The organism is Promicromonospora sp. Populi (assembly GCF_041081105.1).
Taxonomy (GTDB): Bacteria; Actinomycetota; Actinomycetes; order Actinomycetales; family Cellulomonadaceae; genus Promicromonospora.
Genome location: NZ_CP163528.1, coordinates 4,389,857 through 4,403,320, shown reverse-complemented (window position 1 = coordinate 4,403,320; position 13,464 = coordinate 4,389,857). Strand labels below are relative to the sequence as shown.

The following is a 13,464-nucleotide window of genomic DNA, read 5'->3' as shown; positions in this document are numbered from 1 at the left end:
TCAGCGCTTGGAGTACTGCGGAGCCTTACGAGCCTTCTTGAGACCGGCCTTCTTGCGCTCGACCTTACGGTCGTCACGCTTGAGGAATCCGGCCTTCTTCAGCTCGGCGCGGTTCGCGTCCTCGTCGATGGCGTTCAGCGCACGGGCGATGCCCAGGCGCAGGGCGCCGGCCTGACCGGACGTGCCACCACCCGTGATGCGGGCGATGATGTCGAAGCGGCCCTCGACCTCGACCAGCTGCAGCGGGGAGTTCACCAGCTGCTGGTGCACCTTGTTCGGGAAGTACTCCTCGAGGGTGCGCCCGTTGACCTTCCAGGTGCCGGTGCCGGGGACGAGGCGCACGCGCGCCACTGCCTCCTTGCGGCGCCCGAGGGCCTGGGCCGGGGCGGTGATGGACGAGCCGCGCGTTGCGGGCGCAGCCGTCTCGGTGGTGTAGTTGCTGGGCGTCTCTGCGCCCTGCTCGATGTCGACGGTGGTCTCGGCCACTGTGGTGTCCTCGCGTCCTTCAGCGTTGCGATCCGGCAGCGGCGTCAGGCCTGCTGCGAAACCTGGGTGATCTCGAACGGCTTGGCCTGCTGCGCCGTGTGCGGGTGCTCAGAGCCGGCGTAGACCTTCAGGTGGGTCATCTGCTCCCGGCCGAGCGAGGTCTTGGGGATCATGCCGCGCACGGCCTTCTCGACGGCGCGTTCCGGCTTGGTGTCCAGGAACTCGCCGTACGGGGTGGCAGTGAGGCCGCCCGGGTAACCCGAGTGGCGGTAGGCGATCTTGGTCTCACGCTTGTTGCCGCTCAGCGCGACCTTGTCCGCGTTGATGATGATGACGAAGTCACCACCGTCGACGTGCGGGGCGAAAGTCGGCTTGTGCTTCCCGCGCAGCAAGATGGCGACCTGGCTTGCCAGGCGGCCCAGGACGACGTCAGTCGCGTCGATGACAAACCAGTCACGCTGGATGTCACCGGGCTTGGGGGTGTACGTACGCACGGTTCGTAACCTTTTCGTTTTCGGTGTCGTCGGGCGAGAAGCGGCGCCCGAAGAGTCAGATCGTTGTGCGCGGGGGTCACAGGTGACATCCGGGCCGTTCGTCGGCACGCGAGTGGGCTCGCTGCTGACGCAGGACGTCGGTGACAAAAGCACAACGACTCATTAGAGTACCCGCCAGCTTCCCCAGGGGTCAAAGCGTAGGGGGCGCCGGTGCCGCTTCCACGGCATGAGGTTCGACACGTCTGCCTGTGGCGTCGCCGCCGAACTGGTGACACGGTAGGCGTATGACCGAGGAAACCCCAGCCACCATGCCAGGACCGGACGGGATCGCCGAGGGTGACAGCGACCAGCTGTCGGCCGAGGACAGCCTCTACAGCCGCGGCCTGAAGGACCCTCTCGACGAGGGCTACTCGCCGCCGGACCGCCCGCGCAAGAACCATTGGGGCGAGACCTCGTGGGAGGAGCGGCACGGTGAGCCGTTCGACCAGCGCCTCGCCGAGGAGGAGCCGGACGTCTGGCAGGCCGACCCGCTGGAGCGCGCCGACGCCTCCCGCGCGGGCCGGCTCGTGTCCGACCCCGACGCCGACCCAGGCAGCTACGCGGCCGAGGACGGCACCCGGCAGAACGACCTCTACGGCACGGACGCGGGCATCGACGGCGCGGGAGCAAGTGCCGAAGAGGCAGCGGTCCACTGGGTAGAAGAGCCATAGGCCAGAGAGGTCAGCGCGCGTCCTCCCAGACGTCCTCGTCCATCCGCATCGTCCGGACCGCGTCGGCGCGGGCCGCGAGCTCGTCGTCCGGCGGGAACGTGATCTCCTCGAGGCACAGCCCCTCCGGCGGCACGACGAAGACGCCTGCGTCCCGTCGTCGGCTCGCCAGGAGCTCCGCGGGCCAGCCGACGGCGAGCCGCCCCTCCCCCACCCCGATCGACGCGCCGACCAATGCCCGCACCATGTTGTGGCAGAACGCGTCGGCGACGACGTGCGCGATCGCGAGGCCCGCGTCCGGCCCGTCGGCGGGGCGCTCCCAGGCGATGCGCTGCAGCTCCCGGATCGTCGTCGCCCCGGGCCGGGGCTTGCAGTACGAGGCGAAGTCGCGCACGCCGGTGAGCGGGCGGACGGCGGCGTCCATGGCGGCGACGTCGAGCGGCTTGCGTGACCACAGGACGTGCCTGCGGCGCAGGGGGTCGCGCAGGGCGGGCGTGTCGGCGATCCGGTACGTGTAGCGACGCCGCAGGGCCGAGAAGCGGGCGTCGAAGCCGGGCGGTGCCTGCACGGCACTGCGCACGACGACGTCGGTGGGGAGCACGCTGGCCAGGCGGGCCACCAGCGCCTCCTGCGGGCTACGGCCCGAACCCGCGGACCGGCCCGGGAGCCGGGCCCAGGCGCCTGCCTCGATGTCGACGTGCGCCACCTGGCCCCGCGCGTGGACACCCGAGTCCGTCCGCCCGGCAACGGTGAACCGCGGCGTCGGGCTGCCGGTCTGCTCGCTGCGCAGCAGGCGCGCGAGGCCGTCCTCAAGGGCGCCTTCTACGGTGCGCAGACCCGGCTGCCGCGCCCAGCCGGCGAAGTCCGTGCCGTCGTAGGCGAGGTCGAGCCGGACCCTGATGTACTCGTTCACGAGAGCCATCTTCCCCGATCCCCGCGCCGGGGTCCGTAAGGTGTCGGCATGGCAGACACCCTCACCCTGGCGGTCGACTGCGGCGGCGGCGGAATCAAGGCCGCCGTCCTCGACACCTCAGGCACCGCTCACGCAACACCGGTCCGGGTGCCGACGCCCTATCCGCTGCCGCCCGAGCTGCTCGTCGACACGATCGCGAAGATCGCTACCGACCTGCCCACGGCCGCACGGATCACGGTCGGCCTGCCCGGCATGATCCGCAGCGGCGTCGTTGTGCACACCCCGCACTACATCACGCGGTCGGGACCGCGCTCGAAGGTTGTGCCCGCCCTCGCCGACGCGTGGCGCAACTTCGACATGCGTGCGGCGGTCGCGGCGCGCCTCGGCCTGCCCGCCCTCGTCCTGAACGACGCCGAGGTGCACGGCGCAGGCGTGGTTGCCGCATCCGGCCTCGAGCTGGTCATCACGCTCGGCACCGGCCTCGGCACGGCCATGTTCCACGGCGGTCGCATCGCGCCGCACCTGGAGTGGTCCCACGCCCCGGTGCGCCGCAGCCTCACGTACGACCAGTACATCGGCGAGCCAGAACGGCGTCGGCTCGGGGACGGGCTGTGGTCGCGACGGGTGGTCACCGTCGTCGACGGGCTACGGCCGGTCTTCCACTGGGACCGGCTCTACATCGGCGGCGGGAACGCGCGCTGCATCACGCCGTCGGCCCTCGCCCGGCTCGGGGACGACGTCGTCATCGTGCCGAACTCCGCCGCCCTGGTAGGGGGCGCGCGGGCCTGGGACCTCCAGCCGACCAGCTGAGACGTCCGGGTACGACGACGCCGGGCCGCACCTTCCATACGGAAGGTGCGGCCCGGCGTCGTGCGGGGAGAAAGAGGCTCAGGCCTCCTTCGTCTCCTCGGCGGCCTTCTTGGCGGGCGCCTTCTTGGCAGGTGCCTTCTTGGCGGGCGCCTTCTTGGCGGGCTTCGCGGCGGCCTCCTCGACGGGGGCGTCCTCGACGGGAGCGTCGGTGACGTCCTCGGCCGGGGTCTCCTCGACGGGGGCGTCCTCGACCGGTGCATCGGTCACGGGCGCGGCCTTCTCGGCGGCCTTGGTGGCCTCCTTGACGACGGCCTGCTTGGGGCTCACGGGCTCGGTGATGAGCTCGATGACCGCCATGGGGGCGTTGTCGCCCTTGCGGGTGCCGATCTTGGTGATGCGCGTGTAGCCACCGTTGCGCTCGGCCATGGCCGGGGCGATCTCGGTGAAGAGCGTGTGCACCACGCCCTTGTCACGCACGACGGTCAGCACGCGGCGACGGGCGGACAGGTCGCCCTTCTTCGCGAACGTGATCAGACGCTCGGCCAGGGGACGCAGGCGCTTGGCCTTGGTCTCCGTGGTCGTGATGCGGCCGTGCTCGAAGAGGGAGGTGGACAGGTTCGCGAGAATCAGACGCTCGTGAGCCGGGCTACCGCCGAGCCGCGCGCCCTTGGTAGGGGTAGGCATTACTTGTCTCCTTGGAAGTGGTTCCGCGCGCCCGGCCTAGGGCCGGGCGCGGGACGTCAGTACGACTGCTCGTCGCCGCTGTAGGCCGCGGAGTCGCCACCCTCGAAGTACGAAGCGCCGGCCGGATCGAAGTCCAGCGGCGAGTCCTTGAGGCTGAGGCCGAGCTCGGCCAGCTTCTCCTTGACCTCGGTGATCGACTTCGCACCGAAGTTGCGGATGTCGAGCAGGTCCGCCTCGCTGCGGGCCACGAGCTCGCCCACCTGGTGGATGCCCTCGCGCTTGAGGCAGTTGTACGAACGGATGGTGAGGTTGAGCTCCTCGATCGGCAGCGCCAGGTCCGCGGCCAGCGCGGTGTCCGTCGGCGACGGGCCGATCTCGATGCCCTCGGCCTCGACGTTCAGCTCACGTGCCAGGCCGAACAGCTCGACCAGGGTCTTGCCAGCCGATGCGAGCGCGTCGCGAGGCGTGATCGCCTGCTTGGTCTCGACGTCGACAATCAGCTTGTCGAAGTCGGTGCGCTGCTCGACTCGGGTGGCCTCGACCTTGTACGTGACCTTGAGGACCGGCGAGTAGATCGAGTCGATCGGAATGCGCCCGATCTCCGCGTCGAACTGCTTGTTCTGCGCGGCGGACACGTACCCACGGCCCCGCTCGACGGTCAGCTCGATCTCGAGCTTTCCCTTGTCGTTGAGGGTGGCGATGTGCAGGTCGGGGTTGTGCACCTCGACTCCCGCCGGCGGAACGATGTCCGCGGCGGTCACGGTGCCAGCGCCCTGCTTGCGCAGGTACATCACGACGGGCTCGTCGTTCTCCGAGGAGACGACGAGGTTCTTGATGTTCAGGATGATCTCGGTGACGTCCTCCTTCACGCCCGACACGGTGCTGAACTCGTGCAGCACGTTGTCGATACGGATGGACGTGACGGCCGCGCCCGGGATGGACGACAGCAGGGTGCGACGCATCGAGTTGCCGAGCGTGTAGCCGAAGCCAGGCTCGAGCGGCTCGATGGAGAAGCGGGAACGGCTCTCCGAGATGACCTCTTCGGTCAGCGTGGGGCGCTGTGCGATAAGCACTGTGGGTTTCCTCTCAGTGTGCGTCCGCTATATGACGCATCACGGCAAACGATCTTTCGCAGCCCAGACGGATCTCTGTCACCGTCCAGGCGTTGGTGCTCACCGCGAACGGTGAGCGGATGTCGCGATCCGGTGGTGACCGCAGGCCCTGGGGCCGCGGTCACCACCGGGTGCGACAGATATCAAACGCGGCGACGCTTCGGGGGGCGGCAGCCGTTGTGCGCCTGGGGCGTCACGTCCTGGATCGAGCCGACCTCGAGGCCGGTCGCCTGGAGCGAGCGGATGGCGGTCTCGCGACCGGAACCCGGGCCCTTCACGAAGACGTCGACCTTCTTGACGCCGTGCTCCTGCGCGCGGCGGGCGGCCGACTCGGCGGCCATCTGCGCGGCGTACGGGGTGGACTTGCGGGAGCCCTTGAAGCCGACGTGGCCTGCGGACGCCCACGACACCACGGCACCGGACGGGTCGGTGATCGAGATGATCGTGTTGTTGAAGGTGGACTTGATGTGCGCCTGGCCGAGCGGGACGTTCTTCTTGTCCTTACGGCGCGGCTTGCGGCCGGCGGCGGCGCGAGTCTTGGGAGGCATCTGTTCTGTAATCTCCTGGTCTGATCGGACCGGGGCGGTCTCAGCTCGATGAGCCGACCGCTCCACGGACTGCTATCAGCGGGCCTTCTTCTTGCCCGCGACGGTGCGCTTGGGACCCTTGCGGGTACGCGCGTTGGTCTTTGTGCGCTGACCACGCACCGGCAGTCCGCGACGGTGGCGGATGCCCTGGTAGGTGCCGATCTCGACCTTGCGGCGGATGTCGGCTGCGACCTCACGGCGGAGGTCACCCTCGAGCTTGAAGTTGCCCTCAAGGTGATCGCGGAGCGCAACGAGCTCGGCGTCGCCGAGGTCCTTCACGCGGACGTCCGGGCTGATGCCCGTGGCGGCCAGGGTCTCCTTCGCGCGGGTACGACCCACACCGAAGATGTAAGTGAGCGCAACCTCAAGCCGCTTGTCGCGGGGGAGGTCGACGCCGATAAGACGTGCCATGTGCCTTCCGGCTCCTGTACTGCTCATCGGAGGTCTGCCGCACCGCCATCCCGCGAGTAACGCGAGCCCCGGCCTCCGGGCCGAGGGTTCCCCTCTCCTTGAGCGGTTGCCCGCCGGGTGAGGTTCGAGGTGGTGCGCTGGTGGTGGCCTCAGCCACCGACCCGGGCGGATGCCCGGGTTGTGATCAGCCCTGGCGCTGCTTGTGGCGCAGGTTGTCGCAGATCACCATGACGCGACCGTGCCGGCGAATCACCTTGCACTTGTCGCAGATCTTCTTGACGCTCGGCTTGACCTTCATCGGATTTTCCTCCGCAAACGCACGTCCGGGCTTCCGGTACGCACGCAGCAGTGTCGTGGGTGGTCGATCGTGTGGCGACGTCGCCTCCGGCCAGGCCGTGAGTGACGTAACCCCGGATCGGGGACTGACTACTTGTAGCGGTAGACGATCCGGCCGCGGGACAGGTCGTACGGGCTGAGCTCCACCACCACGCGGTCCTCAGGGAGGATCCGGATGTAGTGCTGACGCATCTTGCCCGAGATGTGCGCGAGAACCCGGTGACCGTTCGACAGCTCGACGCGGAACATCGCGTTCGGCAGAGCCTCGATCACACTGCCCTCGATCTCGATGACACCGTCCTTCTTTGCCATATCCTCCGCTAACTCTAGTCGTGACTGCTTCCACGCCCACGGCACCGCAGGAGCCCTGCGAGCCGACTTAACGGGTGTGGATGTCGTGTGCGTCCGTGTGCCGCCTACCTCGTGTGCCTCGGCCTGCGCCCCGCTCGCGCGGGGACCGGCAGGCGCCGTGGCACCCTTTGCAGGAACTGGAGGCGTTGAACGGACTACACCCAGCGGTCTAGCCTACGCCACTTCGGAAAGCATTCAAAGCGGTGGCCGACGGCGCTGCCCGTCCCGGGCCGTGAGCCTCACCACGCGGGCGGCTCAGAGGTCGTAGTGGACCCCCGGAAGACCGATCATCGTGTGCGGCAGGCTCGCCACGAAGAAGTACAGCATCGGCAGCCAGCCGAGCACGACGCCCAGCCCGAGCGCCACGAACACCGAGGTGCCGCGCTTGGCCCAGAGCCACGCACCGACGAGCCAGACCACGACGCCGAGCAGCAGGACCGACTCCCACACGAGGAGCGAGGTGCCGAACCCGAGGACCAGGCCGACCCACAGGAAGGGGCTCGGCGCCAGGCGCCGCGACCAGACGGCGAGCCAGCGCCCGAAGCTCTTCGCCCCTCGGCCCACGGCCGCGAGGATCCGCGCGCCGGCGGTGCTGGACGAGTGCGCGTCCTGGGTCACAGAGCGACCGGCTCGACACCGAAGGCGCTCAGTCGCTCCGCTCCCCCGTCGACCGCCGTCAGCACGACGATCCCGTCCTCCATGATCGCCGTGGAGTGCTCCCAGTGCGCCGCACGGGAGCCGTCGTCGGTGACCACCGTCCAGTCGTCCTCCAGGACGTGGGTCTCGGCGTCACCACGAGTGATCATCGGCTCGATGGCCAGGCACATCCCGGACCGCAGCCGCGGACCCGAGCCCATGACCCGGTAGTTGGGCACGTCCGGCGGCTGGTGCATCGCACTGCCGATGCCGTGCCCGACGTACTCCTCGACGATGCCGTACTCGGTGCCCACGAGCTCCCCCGCCACCTCGACGGCGGTCTCGACGGCCTCCCCCACGGCGTTCAGCCTCCGGGCCGAGGCCAGGGCGGCGATGCCCGCCCACATGGCGGCCTCCGTCGCCCGGACGAGCGCGATGTCGGCGAGATCCGCACCGGAGGCGAGCAGGTCGCCGTCGGGCAGCGTGTGGTCCAGGGCGCCCTCAGCGCCCAGGACGAACGAGAGGGCCGAGTCGCCGTGCCAGCCCTCGACGATCGCACCGCAGTCGACAGAGACGAGGTCACCCACGGCGAGCACCCGGCTTCCCGGGATGCCGTGGATGACCTCGTCGTTGACCGATGTACAGATGACCGCCGGGAACCCGTGGTAGCCGAGGAACGACGGTGCCGCTCCGGCGTCCTTGATCACCTTCGCGGCGACCGTGTCCAGGTCCGCGGTGGTCAGGCCGGGCCGGGCTGCGGCCCGGACTGCGGCGAGCGTGTCCGCGACGACCAGACCGGCGCGCCGCATGAGGCGCACCTGGTCCGGCGTCTTGTACTCGACCCGCTCCCGACCGAAGACCACGCTCAGCCCAGCTGGGCCGCGAGGGTGGCGACGATGCGGTCGGTGACCTCGGAGATCTCGCCGACGCCGTCCACCTTGGCCAGCAGCCCCCGCGCCGCGTAGGCCTCGGTCAGGGGGGCCGTCTCGGTGTAGTAGATGTCGAGGCGGCGGGCGATCCCCTCGGGGGTGTCGTCCTCCCGGCCCTCGTCGTGCGCCCGCTTGGTGAGGCGCTCGATCAGTACGTCCCGCTCCGCCGTCAGCTCGATCACGCCGTCGAGCTCCCAGCCGAAGCTGGCGAGCGCGGTGTCCAGCTCGGCGACCTGGGCCGCGTTGCGCGGGTAGCCGTCGAGCAGGAAACCGGCCTTGACGTCCTCGTCACCGAGGCGGTCGTGGACCATGGCGTTGGTGACCTCGTCCGGGACGAGGTCACCCTTCTCGATGTATGCCTTGGCGGTGGTACCGAGCTCCGTGTTGTCCTTGATGTTGGCCCGGAAGATGTCACCGGTAGAGATTGCCACGATCCCGAAGACCTCGGCGAGGCGCGCAGCCTGCGTGCCCTTGCCTACGCCCTGCGGACCCATGATGACCAGGCGGGTGACCTGGCCCTCCTGGTCCGGACGAGCGTGGAGCTCGCGACGGGAAGTGGTGTTGGGGGTCTGACTCAACGGAGGAATCCTTCGTAATGGCGCTGTTGCAGCTGCGAGTCGATCTGCTTGACCGTCTCCAGGCCGACGCCCACCACGATGAGGATCGAGGCACCGCCGAAGGGCAGGGAGGTGCTGACGCCGAGGAAGACAAGCACCAGCGTCGGGATCAGCGCGATCAGCGCGAGGTACACGGAACCGGCGGAGGTGATCCGGGTGATCACGAAGTCCAGGTACTCCGCCGTGGGGCGGCCGGCACGGATGCCGGGGATGAAGCCGCCGTACTTCTTCATGTTGTCCGCGACCTCGTCCGGGTTGAACGTGATCGAGGTGTAGAAGAAGCAGAAGAAGATGATCATCAACGAGTAGATCAGGATGTACAGCGGCGACGACTGCTGGACCAGGTTGTTCGAGATCCAGACGACCCAGTCGGCCTCCTGGTTGCCGAACTGGGCGAGAAGGCCCGGGATGGCCAGGATCGAGGCCGCGAAGATCACGGGGATCACGCCGGCCATGTTGATCTTGATCGGGATGTACGTGCTGGTGCCGCCGTACATGCGACGGCCCACCATGCGCTTCGCGTACTGCACGGGGATGCGGCGCTGCGACTGCTCGACGAACACCACAAGACCGATCACCAGGATGATGACCAGGATCATGACCGTGAAGTTCACGACGCCGTTGGCGCCACCGGCGATCGACCAGAGGGACGTCGGGAAGCTCGCCGCGATCGACGTGAAGATCAGGAGCGACATGCCGTTGCCGACGCCGCGCTCGGTGATGAGCTCGCCGAGCCACATGACCAGGCCGGTACCGGCGGTCATGGTGATGACCATGAAGACCGAGGTCAGGATGCTGTCGTCCGCGATGACATCAACCGGGCAGCCCGTGAACAGCAGGCCCTGGCGCGCCGTCGTGATGACGGTCGTGGACTGCAGGATCGCGAGGGCGATCGTGAGGTAGCGGGTGTACTGGGTCAGCTTGGTCTGACCCGACTGGCCCTCCTTGTACAGCGCCTCGAAGCGTGGGATGACCACGCGAAGCAGCTGCACGATGATGCTCGCCGTGATGTACGGCATGATCCCGAGAGCAAAGATCGACAGCTGCAGCAGAGCTCCGCCGCTGAAGACGTTGATCAGGCCGAGCAGGCTGTCGTTGTCGTTCTGCGCGATGCATTGCTGGACGTTCGCATAGTCCACACCGGGAGTCGGGATGAACGACCCGAGCCGGAAGATCGCCATGATCGCGATCGTGAACAGCAGCTTGCGCCGCAGGTCTGGCGTCCGGAAAGCCCGGCCGAAAGCGCTGAGCACCCTATCCTCCTGGCCCGCCGTTGCGGGATCTCGTGTCGCCGGCGGGACGCCGGCGAGGTGTGTCGAACGTGGGCCAGACCACAACGCTGCAGCCAGACCGTGTCGGATTCTACGTTGCTCACGGGGTCGTCCGGACCACGAAAGCTCCAGAAATTCTCAAGAGAGCCCACAGAGAGCACACAGGGCCGGCCGCGCATGACGCGCTGCCGGCCCTGCCAGCTTTTCTCAGGCCTCCGAGACCGTACCGCCGGCCGCCAGGATCTTCTCCTTGGCGGACGTCGAGACGCGGTCGACCGCGATCTCGAGCTTGACGGTGATCTCGCCGTTGCCGAGCACCTTCACGGGCTGGCCCTTGCGGACCGCCCCCTTGGCGACGAGGTCCTCGACGGTGACGGAGCCACCCTCGGGGAACAGCGTGGAGAGCTTGTCCAGGTTCACGACCTGGAACTCCACCCGGAACGGGTTCTTGAACCCACGCAGCTTCGGGAGGCGCATGTGCAGAGGCACCTGCCCACCCTCGAAGCCTGCGGGCACCTGGTAACGAGCCTTCGTACCCTTGGTACCACGACCTGCCGTCTTACCCTTCGAGCCTTCACCGCGACCCACACGGGTCTTCGCGGTCTTGGCGCCGGGGGCCGGACGGAGGTGGTGCATCTTCAGCGGCTTGTTCTCCGCCATGATCACTCGACCTCCTCGACGGCGACGAGGTGCGCCACCGTCTTGACCATGCCACGAATCTCCGCACGGTCCTCCTTCACGGCAGTGTCGCCGATCCGCTTGAGGCCGAGGGTTCGCAGCGTGTCACGCTGGTTCTGCTTGCCGCCGATGGCGGACTTGGTCTGAGTCACCTTGAGACGAGCCATCACGCACCCGCCTTCGCAGTCGACTCGGCACGGCCGACGGCCTGCGCGCGGAGCAGCGCGGCCGGAGCCACGTGCTCGAGCGGGAGACCACGACGAGCGGCAACAGCAGCCGGCTCCTCGAGGCCCTGCAGGGCCGCGACCGTGGCGTGCACGATGTTGATCGCGTTCGACGAACCGAGCGACTTGCTCAGCACGTCGTGGATGCCGGCGCACTCCAGCACGGCGCGCACCGGACCACCGGCGATAACACCGGTACCCGGCGACGCCGGGCGCAGGAACACGACGCCGGCAGCAGCCTCACCCTGGATGGGGTGCGGAATGGTGCCCTGGATACGAGGGACGCGGAAGAAGCTCTTCTTCGCCTCCTCGACGCCCTTGGCGATCGCCGCGGGCACCTCCTTGGCCTTGCCGTAGCCGACGCCGACGGTGCCGTCACCATCGCCCACCACGACGAGCGCGGTGAAGCTGAAGCGGCGGCCGCCCTTGACGACCTTGGAGACGCGGTTGATGGAGACGACCTTCTCGATGAAGGCGCTCTTTTCCTCGCGCGCCCCGCGACGGTCGCCGCCACGCCCGCCACCACGGCGGTCGTTACGGTCCTTGTTCTCGGTGGCGGCACCCTGGGGGGCGCCGCTGCGCTGCCCTGCAGCCATCAGAGATTCCTCTTCTTCCGTGCGTTGGTCATCACAGGGCCAGACCGCCCTCGCGGGCGCCGTCAGCCACAGCAGCGACGCGACCGTGGTACTTGTTGCCGCCGCGGTCGAACACGACGGTGTCGACGCCGACAGCCTTGGCACGCTCGGCCACGAGCTCGCCGATCTTGCGGGCCTTGGCGGTCTTGTCGCCGTCGAACGCACGCAGGTCGGCCTCGAGGGTCGACGCCGAGGCGACGGTCCGGCCCAGCTTGTCGTCCACGACCTGCGCCACCATGTGGCGCGAGGAGCGGGTGACAACCAGACGCGGACGAACGGCGGTGCCGGTGATCTTCTTGCGCAGGCGCAGGTGACGGCGCTGACGTGCGACGGCCTTGCCCTTGCCCAGGATCTTGATAGCCATCGTCACTTACCAGCCTTTCCGACCTTGCGGCGGACGTTCTCGCCGGCGTACCGCACGCCCTTGCCCTTGTAGGGCTCGGGCTTGCGGATCTTGCGAATGTTCGCTGCGACCTCGCCGACCTGCTGCTTGTCGATGCCCGAGACGGAGAACTTGGTAGCGCTCTCGACTGCGAACGTGACACCTGCGGGGGGTTCGATGACAACGGGGTGGCTGAAGCCGAGCGCGAACTCAAGGCCCGAGCCCTTCGCCACGACGCGGTAACCAGTACCGACGATCTCGAGCTTCTTCTCGTAGCCCTGCGTCACACCGATGATCATGTTGGCGATCAGGGTGCGGGTCAGGCCGTGCAGCGCACGGGAGGTCCGCTCGTCGTCCGGGCGGGACACCACAAGCTGGGCGTCCTCCTGAGCGACATTGATGGGGGCGGGCACTGTGTGCTCGAGAGAACCCTTGGGGCCCTTCACGGTCACGAGCGCGCCGCTGAGTGTGATATCCACGCCGGCTGGGACCGGAACGGGAAGCTTGCCGATTCGAGACATTGGCGTTTTCTCCTTTCCGGATTACCAGACGTAGGCGAGGACTTCGCCGCCGACGCCCTTGGCCTGTGCCTGTCGGTCGGTCAGCAGGCCGGAGGACGTGGACAGGATCGCCACGCCCAGGCCGCCGAGCACCTTGGGCAGTTCGGTGGACTTGCGGTACACCCGCAGACCGGGCTTCGAGATGCGACGCACGCCCGCCAGGGCACGCTCGCGGTTCTGGCCGTACTTCAGCTCGATCGTCAGGGCCTTGCCCACCTGGGCGTCCTCAACGTTCCAGCCGGAGATGTAGCCCTCGGCCTGCAGGATCTCAGCAATGTGCGTCTTCAGCTTCGACGACGGCATGGTGACCGTGTCGTGGTGCGCCGAGTTCGCGTTACGCAGACGGGTCAGCATGTCTGCGATCGGGTCGGTCATAGTCATCGGGCTCTTGCCCTTCCTCGCCGGGGTATCCGAACTGCCTTGTGGGGCCGAACAGACCTACGACGTAGTTGTGTTACCAGCTGCTCTTGGTGACGCCGGGGAGCTCGCCGCGGTGGGCCATCTCCCGGACGCAGATACGGCACAGTCCGAACTTGCGGTAAACGGAGTGCGGGCGACCGCACTTCTGGCACCGGGTGTAGGCGCGAACCGCGAACTTCGGCTTGGCGGCCGCCTTGTTGATCAGGGCCTTCTTCGCCATG

At 68.2% G+C, this 13,464-nt stretch carries 22 protein-coding genes; 2 read left to right on the top strand and 20 right to left on the bottom strand.

Features of this window, described 5'->3' with window-relative positions:
• Positions 1–486, bottom strand: a complete 486-nt coding sequence (gene rpsI / locus AB1046_RS19985; protein WP_369371025.1) for a 30S ribosomal protein S9 — start codon at positions 484–486, stop codon at positions 1–3.
• A gap of 44 nt (positions 487–530) precedes the next feature.
• A complete protein-coding gene (gene rplM / locus AB1046_RS19980; RefSeq protein WP_369371024.1) occupies positions 531–980 on the bottom strand; it encodes a 50S ribosomal protein L13 in 450 nt (149 codons plus the stop codon).
• A 284-nt stretch (positions 981–1,264) separates the two neighbouring features.
• Here rplM and AB1046_RS19975 point away from each other — a divergent pair, with 284 nt between their 5' ends.
• Positions 1,265–1,690: a DUF5709 domain-containing protein gene (locus AB1046_RS19975; RefSeq protein WP_369371023.1), complete on the top strand. Its 426-nt coding sequence runs from the start codon at positions 1,265–1,267 to the stop codon at positions 1,688–1,690.
• Between the two features lie 10 nt (positions 1,691–1,700).
• Here AB1046_RS19975 and AB1046_RS19970 read toward each other — a convergent pair whose 3' ends face one another.
• Positions 1,701–2,609, bottom strand: a complete 909-nt coding sequence (locus AB1046_RS19970; RefSeq protein ID WP_369371022.1) for a tRNA pseudouridine(38-40) synthase TruA — start codon at positions 2,607–2,609, stop codon at positions 1,701–1,703.
• 39 nt (positions 2,610–2,648) lie between these two features.
• Here AB1046_RS19970 and AB1046_RS19965 point away from each other — a divergent pair, with 39 nt between their 5' ends.
• The gene (locus AB1046_RS19965) at positions 2,649–3,410 is read left to right on the top strand and encodes an ROK family protein (protein ID WP_369371021.1); all 762 of its coding nucleotides are present in this window, start codon (positions 2,649–2,651) and stop codon (positions 3,408–3,410) included.
• A gap of 78 nt (positions 3,411–3,488) precedes the next feature.
• Here the strand turns inward: AB1046_RS19965 and rplQ are convergent, their stop codons facing one another.
• The 17 genes from rplQ to AB1046_RS19880 all read right to left on the bottom strand — a co-directional run bounded on the left by rplQ (position 3,489) and on the right by AB1046_RS19880 (position 13,463).
• Positions 3,489–4,094, bottom strand: coding sequence for a 50S ribosomal protein L17 (rplQ, locus tag AB1046_RS19960; protein WP_369371020.1), 606 nt, complete (start codon positions 4,092–4,094; stop codon positions 3,489–3,491).
• A 56-nt stretch (positions 4,095–4,150) separates the two neighbouring features.
• On the bottom strand, positions 4,151–5,167 hold the full coding sequence (locus AB1046_RS19955; protein WP_369371019.1) for a DNA-directed RNA polymerase subunit alpha: 1,017 nt from the start codon (positions 5,165–5,167) through the stop codon (positions 4,151–4,153).
• Between the two features lie 182 nt (positions 5,168–5,349).
• Entirely contained in the window at positions 5,350–5,754 is a 405-nt protein-coding gene (rpsK, locus tag AB1046_RS19950; protein WP_020016139.1) for a 30S ribosomal protein S11, read from the bottom strand.
• Between the two features lie 75 nt (positions 5,755–5,829).
• Positions 5,830–6,204, bottom strand: a complete 375-nt coding sequence (gene rpsM / locus AB1046_RS19945) for a 30S ribosomal protein S13 (RefSeq protein WP_253869160.1) — start codon at positions 6,202–6,204, stop codon at positions 5,830–5,832.
• A gap of 184 nt (positions 6,205–6,388) precedes the next feature.
• Positions 6,389–6,502 (bottom strand): 50S ribosomal protein L36, encoded by a 114-nt coding sequence (gene rpmJ / locus AB1046_RS19940; protein ID WP_003956441.1) that lies wholly within the window; start codon positions 6,500–6,502, stop codon positions 6,389–6,391.
• 128 nt (positions 6,503–6,630) lie between these two features.
• Positions 6,631–6,852 (bottom strand): translation initiation factor IF-1, encoded by a 222-nt coding sequence (infA, locus tag AB1046_RS19935; RefSeq protein WP_116673604.1) that lies wholly within the window; start codon positions 6,850–6,852, stop codon positions 6,631–6,633.
• 294 nt (positions 6,853–7,146) lie between these two features.
• The gene (locus tag AB1046_RS19930; RefSeq protein ID WP_369371018.1) at positions 7,147–7,509 is read right to left on the bottom strand and encodes a hypothetical protein; all 363 of its coding nucleotides are present in this window, start codon (positions 7,507–7,509) and stop codon (positions 7,147–7,149) included.
• Positions 7,506–8,390: a type I methionyl aminopeptidase gene (gene map, locus AB1046_RS19925; protein WP_369371017.1), complete on the bottom strand. Its 885-nt coding sequence runs from the start codon at positions 8,388–8,390 to the stop codon at positions 7,506–7,508. The genes AB1046_RS19930 and map overlap by 4 nt, the downstream gene beginning before the upstream one ends.
• 2 nt (positions 8,391–8,392) lie before the next feature.
• Complete coding sequence (locus AB1046_RS19920) at positions 8,393–8,950, bottom strand: adenylate kinase (RefSeq protein ID WP_369375783.1); 558 nt, start codon at positions 8,948–8,950, stop codon at positions 8,393–8,395.
• Between the two features lie 80 nt (positions 8,951–9,030).
• Positions 9,031–10,326 (bottom strand): preprotein translocase subunit SecY, encoded by a 1,296-nt coding sequence (secY, locus tag AB1046_RS19915; RefSeq protein ID WP_369371016.1) that lies wholly within the window; start codon positions 10,324–10,326, stop codon positions 9,031–9,033.
• 225 nt (positions 10,327–10,551) lie between these two features.
• Positions 10,552–11,004, bottom strand: a complete 453-nt coding sequence (rplO, locus tag AB1046_RS19910; RefSeq protein ID WP_369371015.1) for a 50S ribosomal protein L15 — start codon at positions 11,002–11,004, stop codon at positions 10,552–10,554.
• A gap of 2 nt (positions 11,005–11,006) precedes the next feature.
• Entirely contained in the window at positions 11,007–11,189 is a 183-nt protein-coding gene (gene rpmD, locus AB1046_RS19905) for a 50S ribosomal protein L30 (RefSeq protein ID WP_020016131.1), read from the bottom strand.
• The gene (gene rpsE, locus AB1046_RS19900; protein ID WP_369371014.1) at positions 11,189–11,842 is read right to left on the bottom strand and encodes a 30S ribosomal protein S5; all 654 of its coding nucleotides are present in this window, start codon (positions 11,840–11,842) and stop codon (positions 11,189–11,191) included. The genes rpmD and rpsE overlap by 1 nt, the downstream gene beginning before the upstream one ends.
• Before the next feature lie 31 nt (positions 11,843–11,873).
• On the bottom strand, positions 11,874–12,245 hold the full coding sequence (rplR, locus tag AB1046_RS19895; protein ID WP_369371013.1) for a 50S ribosomal protein L18: 372 nt from the start codon (positions 12,243–12,245) through the stop codon (positions 11,874–11,876).
• Between the two features lie 2 nt (positions 12,246–12,247).
• Positions 12,248–12,784 (bottom strand): 50S ribosomal protein L6, encoded by a 537-nt coding sequence (gene rplF, locus AB1046_RS19890; RefSeq protein ID WP_369371012.1) that lies wholly within the window; start codon positions 12,782–12,784, stop codon positions 12,248–12,250.
• A 21-nt stretch (positions 12,785–12,805) separates the two neighbouring features.
• Entirely contained in the window at positions 12,806–13,204 is a 399-nt protein-coding gene (rpsH, locus tag AB1046_RS19885; RefSeq protein WP_369371011.1) for a 30S ribosomal protein S8, read from the bottom strand.
• Positions 13,205–13,277: 73 nt separating this feature from the next.
• Positions 13,278–13,463: a type Z 30S ribosomal protein S14 gene (locus AB1046_RS19880; protein WP_021480434.1), complete on the bottom strand. Its 186-nt coding sequence runs from the start codon at positions 13,461–13,463 to the stop codon at positions 13,278–13,280.
• Position 13,464: the final 1 nt, after the last annotated feature.

Bases quoted from the DNA above. Each gene is read 5' to 3' on its own strand.
- rpsK (WP_020016139.1), bottom strand. From the start codon at position 5,754: ATGCCTCCCAAGACTCGCGCCGCCGCCGGCCGCAAGCCGCGCCGTAAG.
- rplR (WP_369371013.1), bottom strand. From the start codon at position 12,245: ATGGCTATCAAGATCCTGGGCAAGGGCAAGGCCGTCGCACGTCAGCGC.
- rplQ (WP_369371020.1), bottom strand. From the start codon at position 4,094: ATGCCTACCCCTACCAAGGGCGCGCGGCTCGGCGGTAGCCCGGCTCAC.
- AB1046_RS19880 (WP_021480434.1), bottom strand. From the start codon at position 13,463: ATGGCGAAGAAGGCCCTGATCAACAAGGCGGCCGCCAAGCCGAAGTTC.
- rpmD (WP_020016131.1), bottom strand. From the start codon at position 11,189: ATGGCTCGTCTCAAGGTGACTCAGACCAAGTCCGCCATCGGCGGCAAG.
- infA (WP_116673604.1), bottom strand. From the start codon at position 6,852: ATGGCAAAGAAGGACGGTGTCATCGAGATCGAGGGCAGTGTGATCGAG.
- rplF (WP_369371012.1), bottom strand. From the start codon at position 12,784: ATGTCTCGAATCGGCAAGCTTCCCGTTCCGGTCCCAGCCGGCGTGGAT.
- rpsE (WP_369371014.1), bottom strand. From the start codon at position 11,842: ATGGCTGCAGGGCAGCGCAGCGGCGCCCCCCAGGGTGCCGCCACCGAG.
- rplO (WP_369371015.1), bottom strand. From the start codon at position 11,004: ATGGCGGAGAACAAGCCGCTGAAGATGCACCACCTCCGTCCGGCCCCC.
- rpsH (WP_369371011.1), bottom strand. From the start codon at position 13,204: ATGACTATGACCGACCCGATCGCAGACATGCTGACCCGTCTGCGTAAC.
- rpsM (WP_253869160.1), bottom strand. From the start codon at position 6,204: ATGGCACGTCTTATCGGCGTCGACCTCCCCCGCGACAAGCGGCTTGAG.
- rpmJ (WP_003956441.1), bottom strand. From the start codon at position 6,502: ATGAAGGTCAAGCCGAGCGTCAAGAAGATCTGCGACAAGTGCAAGGTG.
- AB1046_RS19920 (WP_369375783.1), bottom strand. From the start codon at position 8,950: ATGGGTCCGCAGGGCGTAGGCAAGGGCACGCAGGCTGCGCGCCTCGCC.
- AB1046_RS19975 (WP_369371023.1), top strand. From the start codon at position 1,265: ATGACCGAGGAAACCCCAGCCACCATGCCAGGACCGGACGGGATCGCC.
- AB1046_RS19965 (WP_369371021.1), top strand. From the start codon at position 2,649: ATGGCAGACACCCTCACCCTGGCGGTCGACTGCGGCGGCGGCGGAATC.
- AB1046_RS19970 (WP_369371022.1), bottom strand. From the start codon at position 2,609: ATGGCTCTCGTGAACGAGTACATCAGGGTCCGGCTCGACCTCGCCTAC.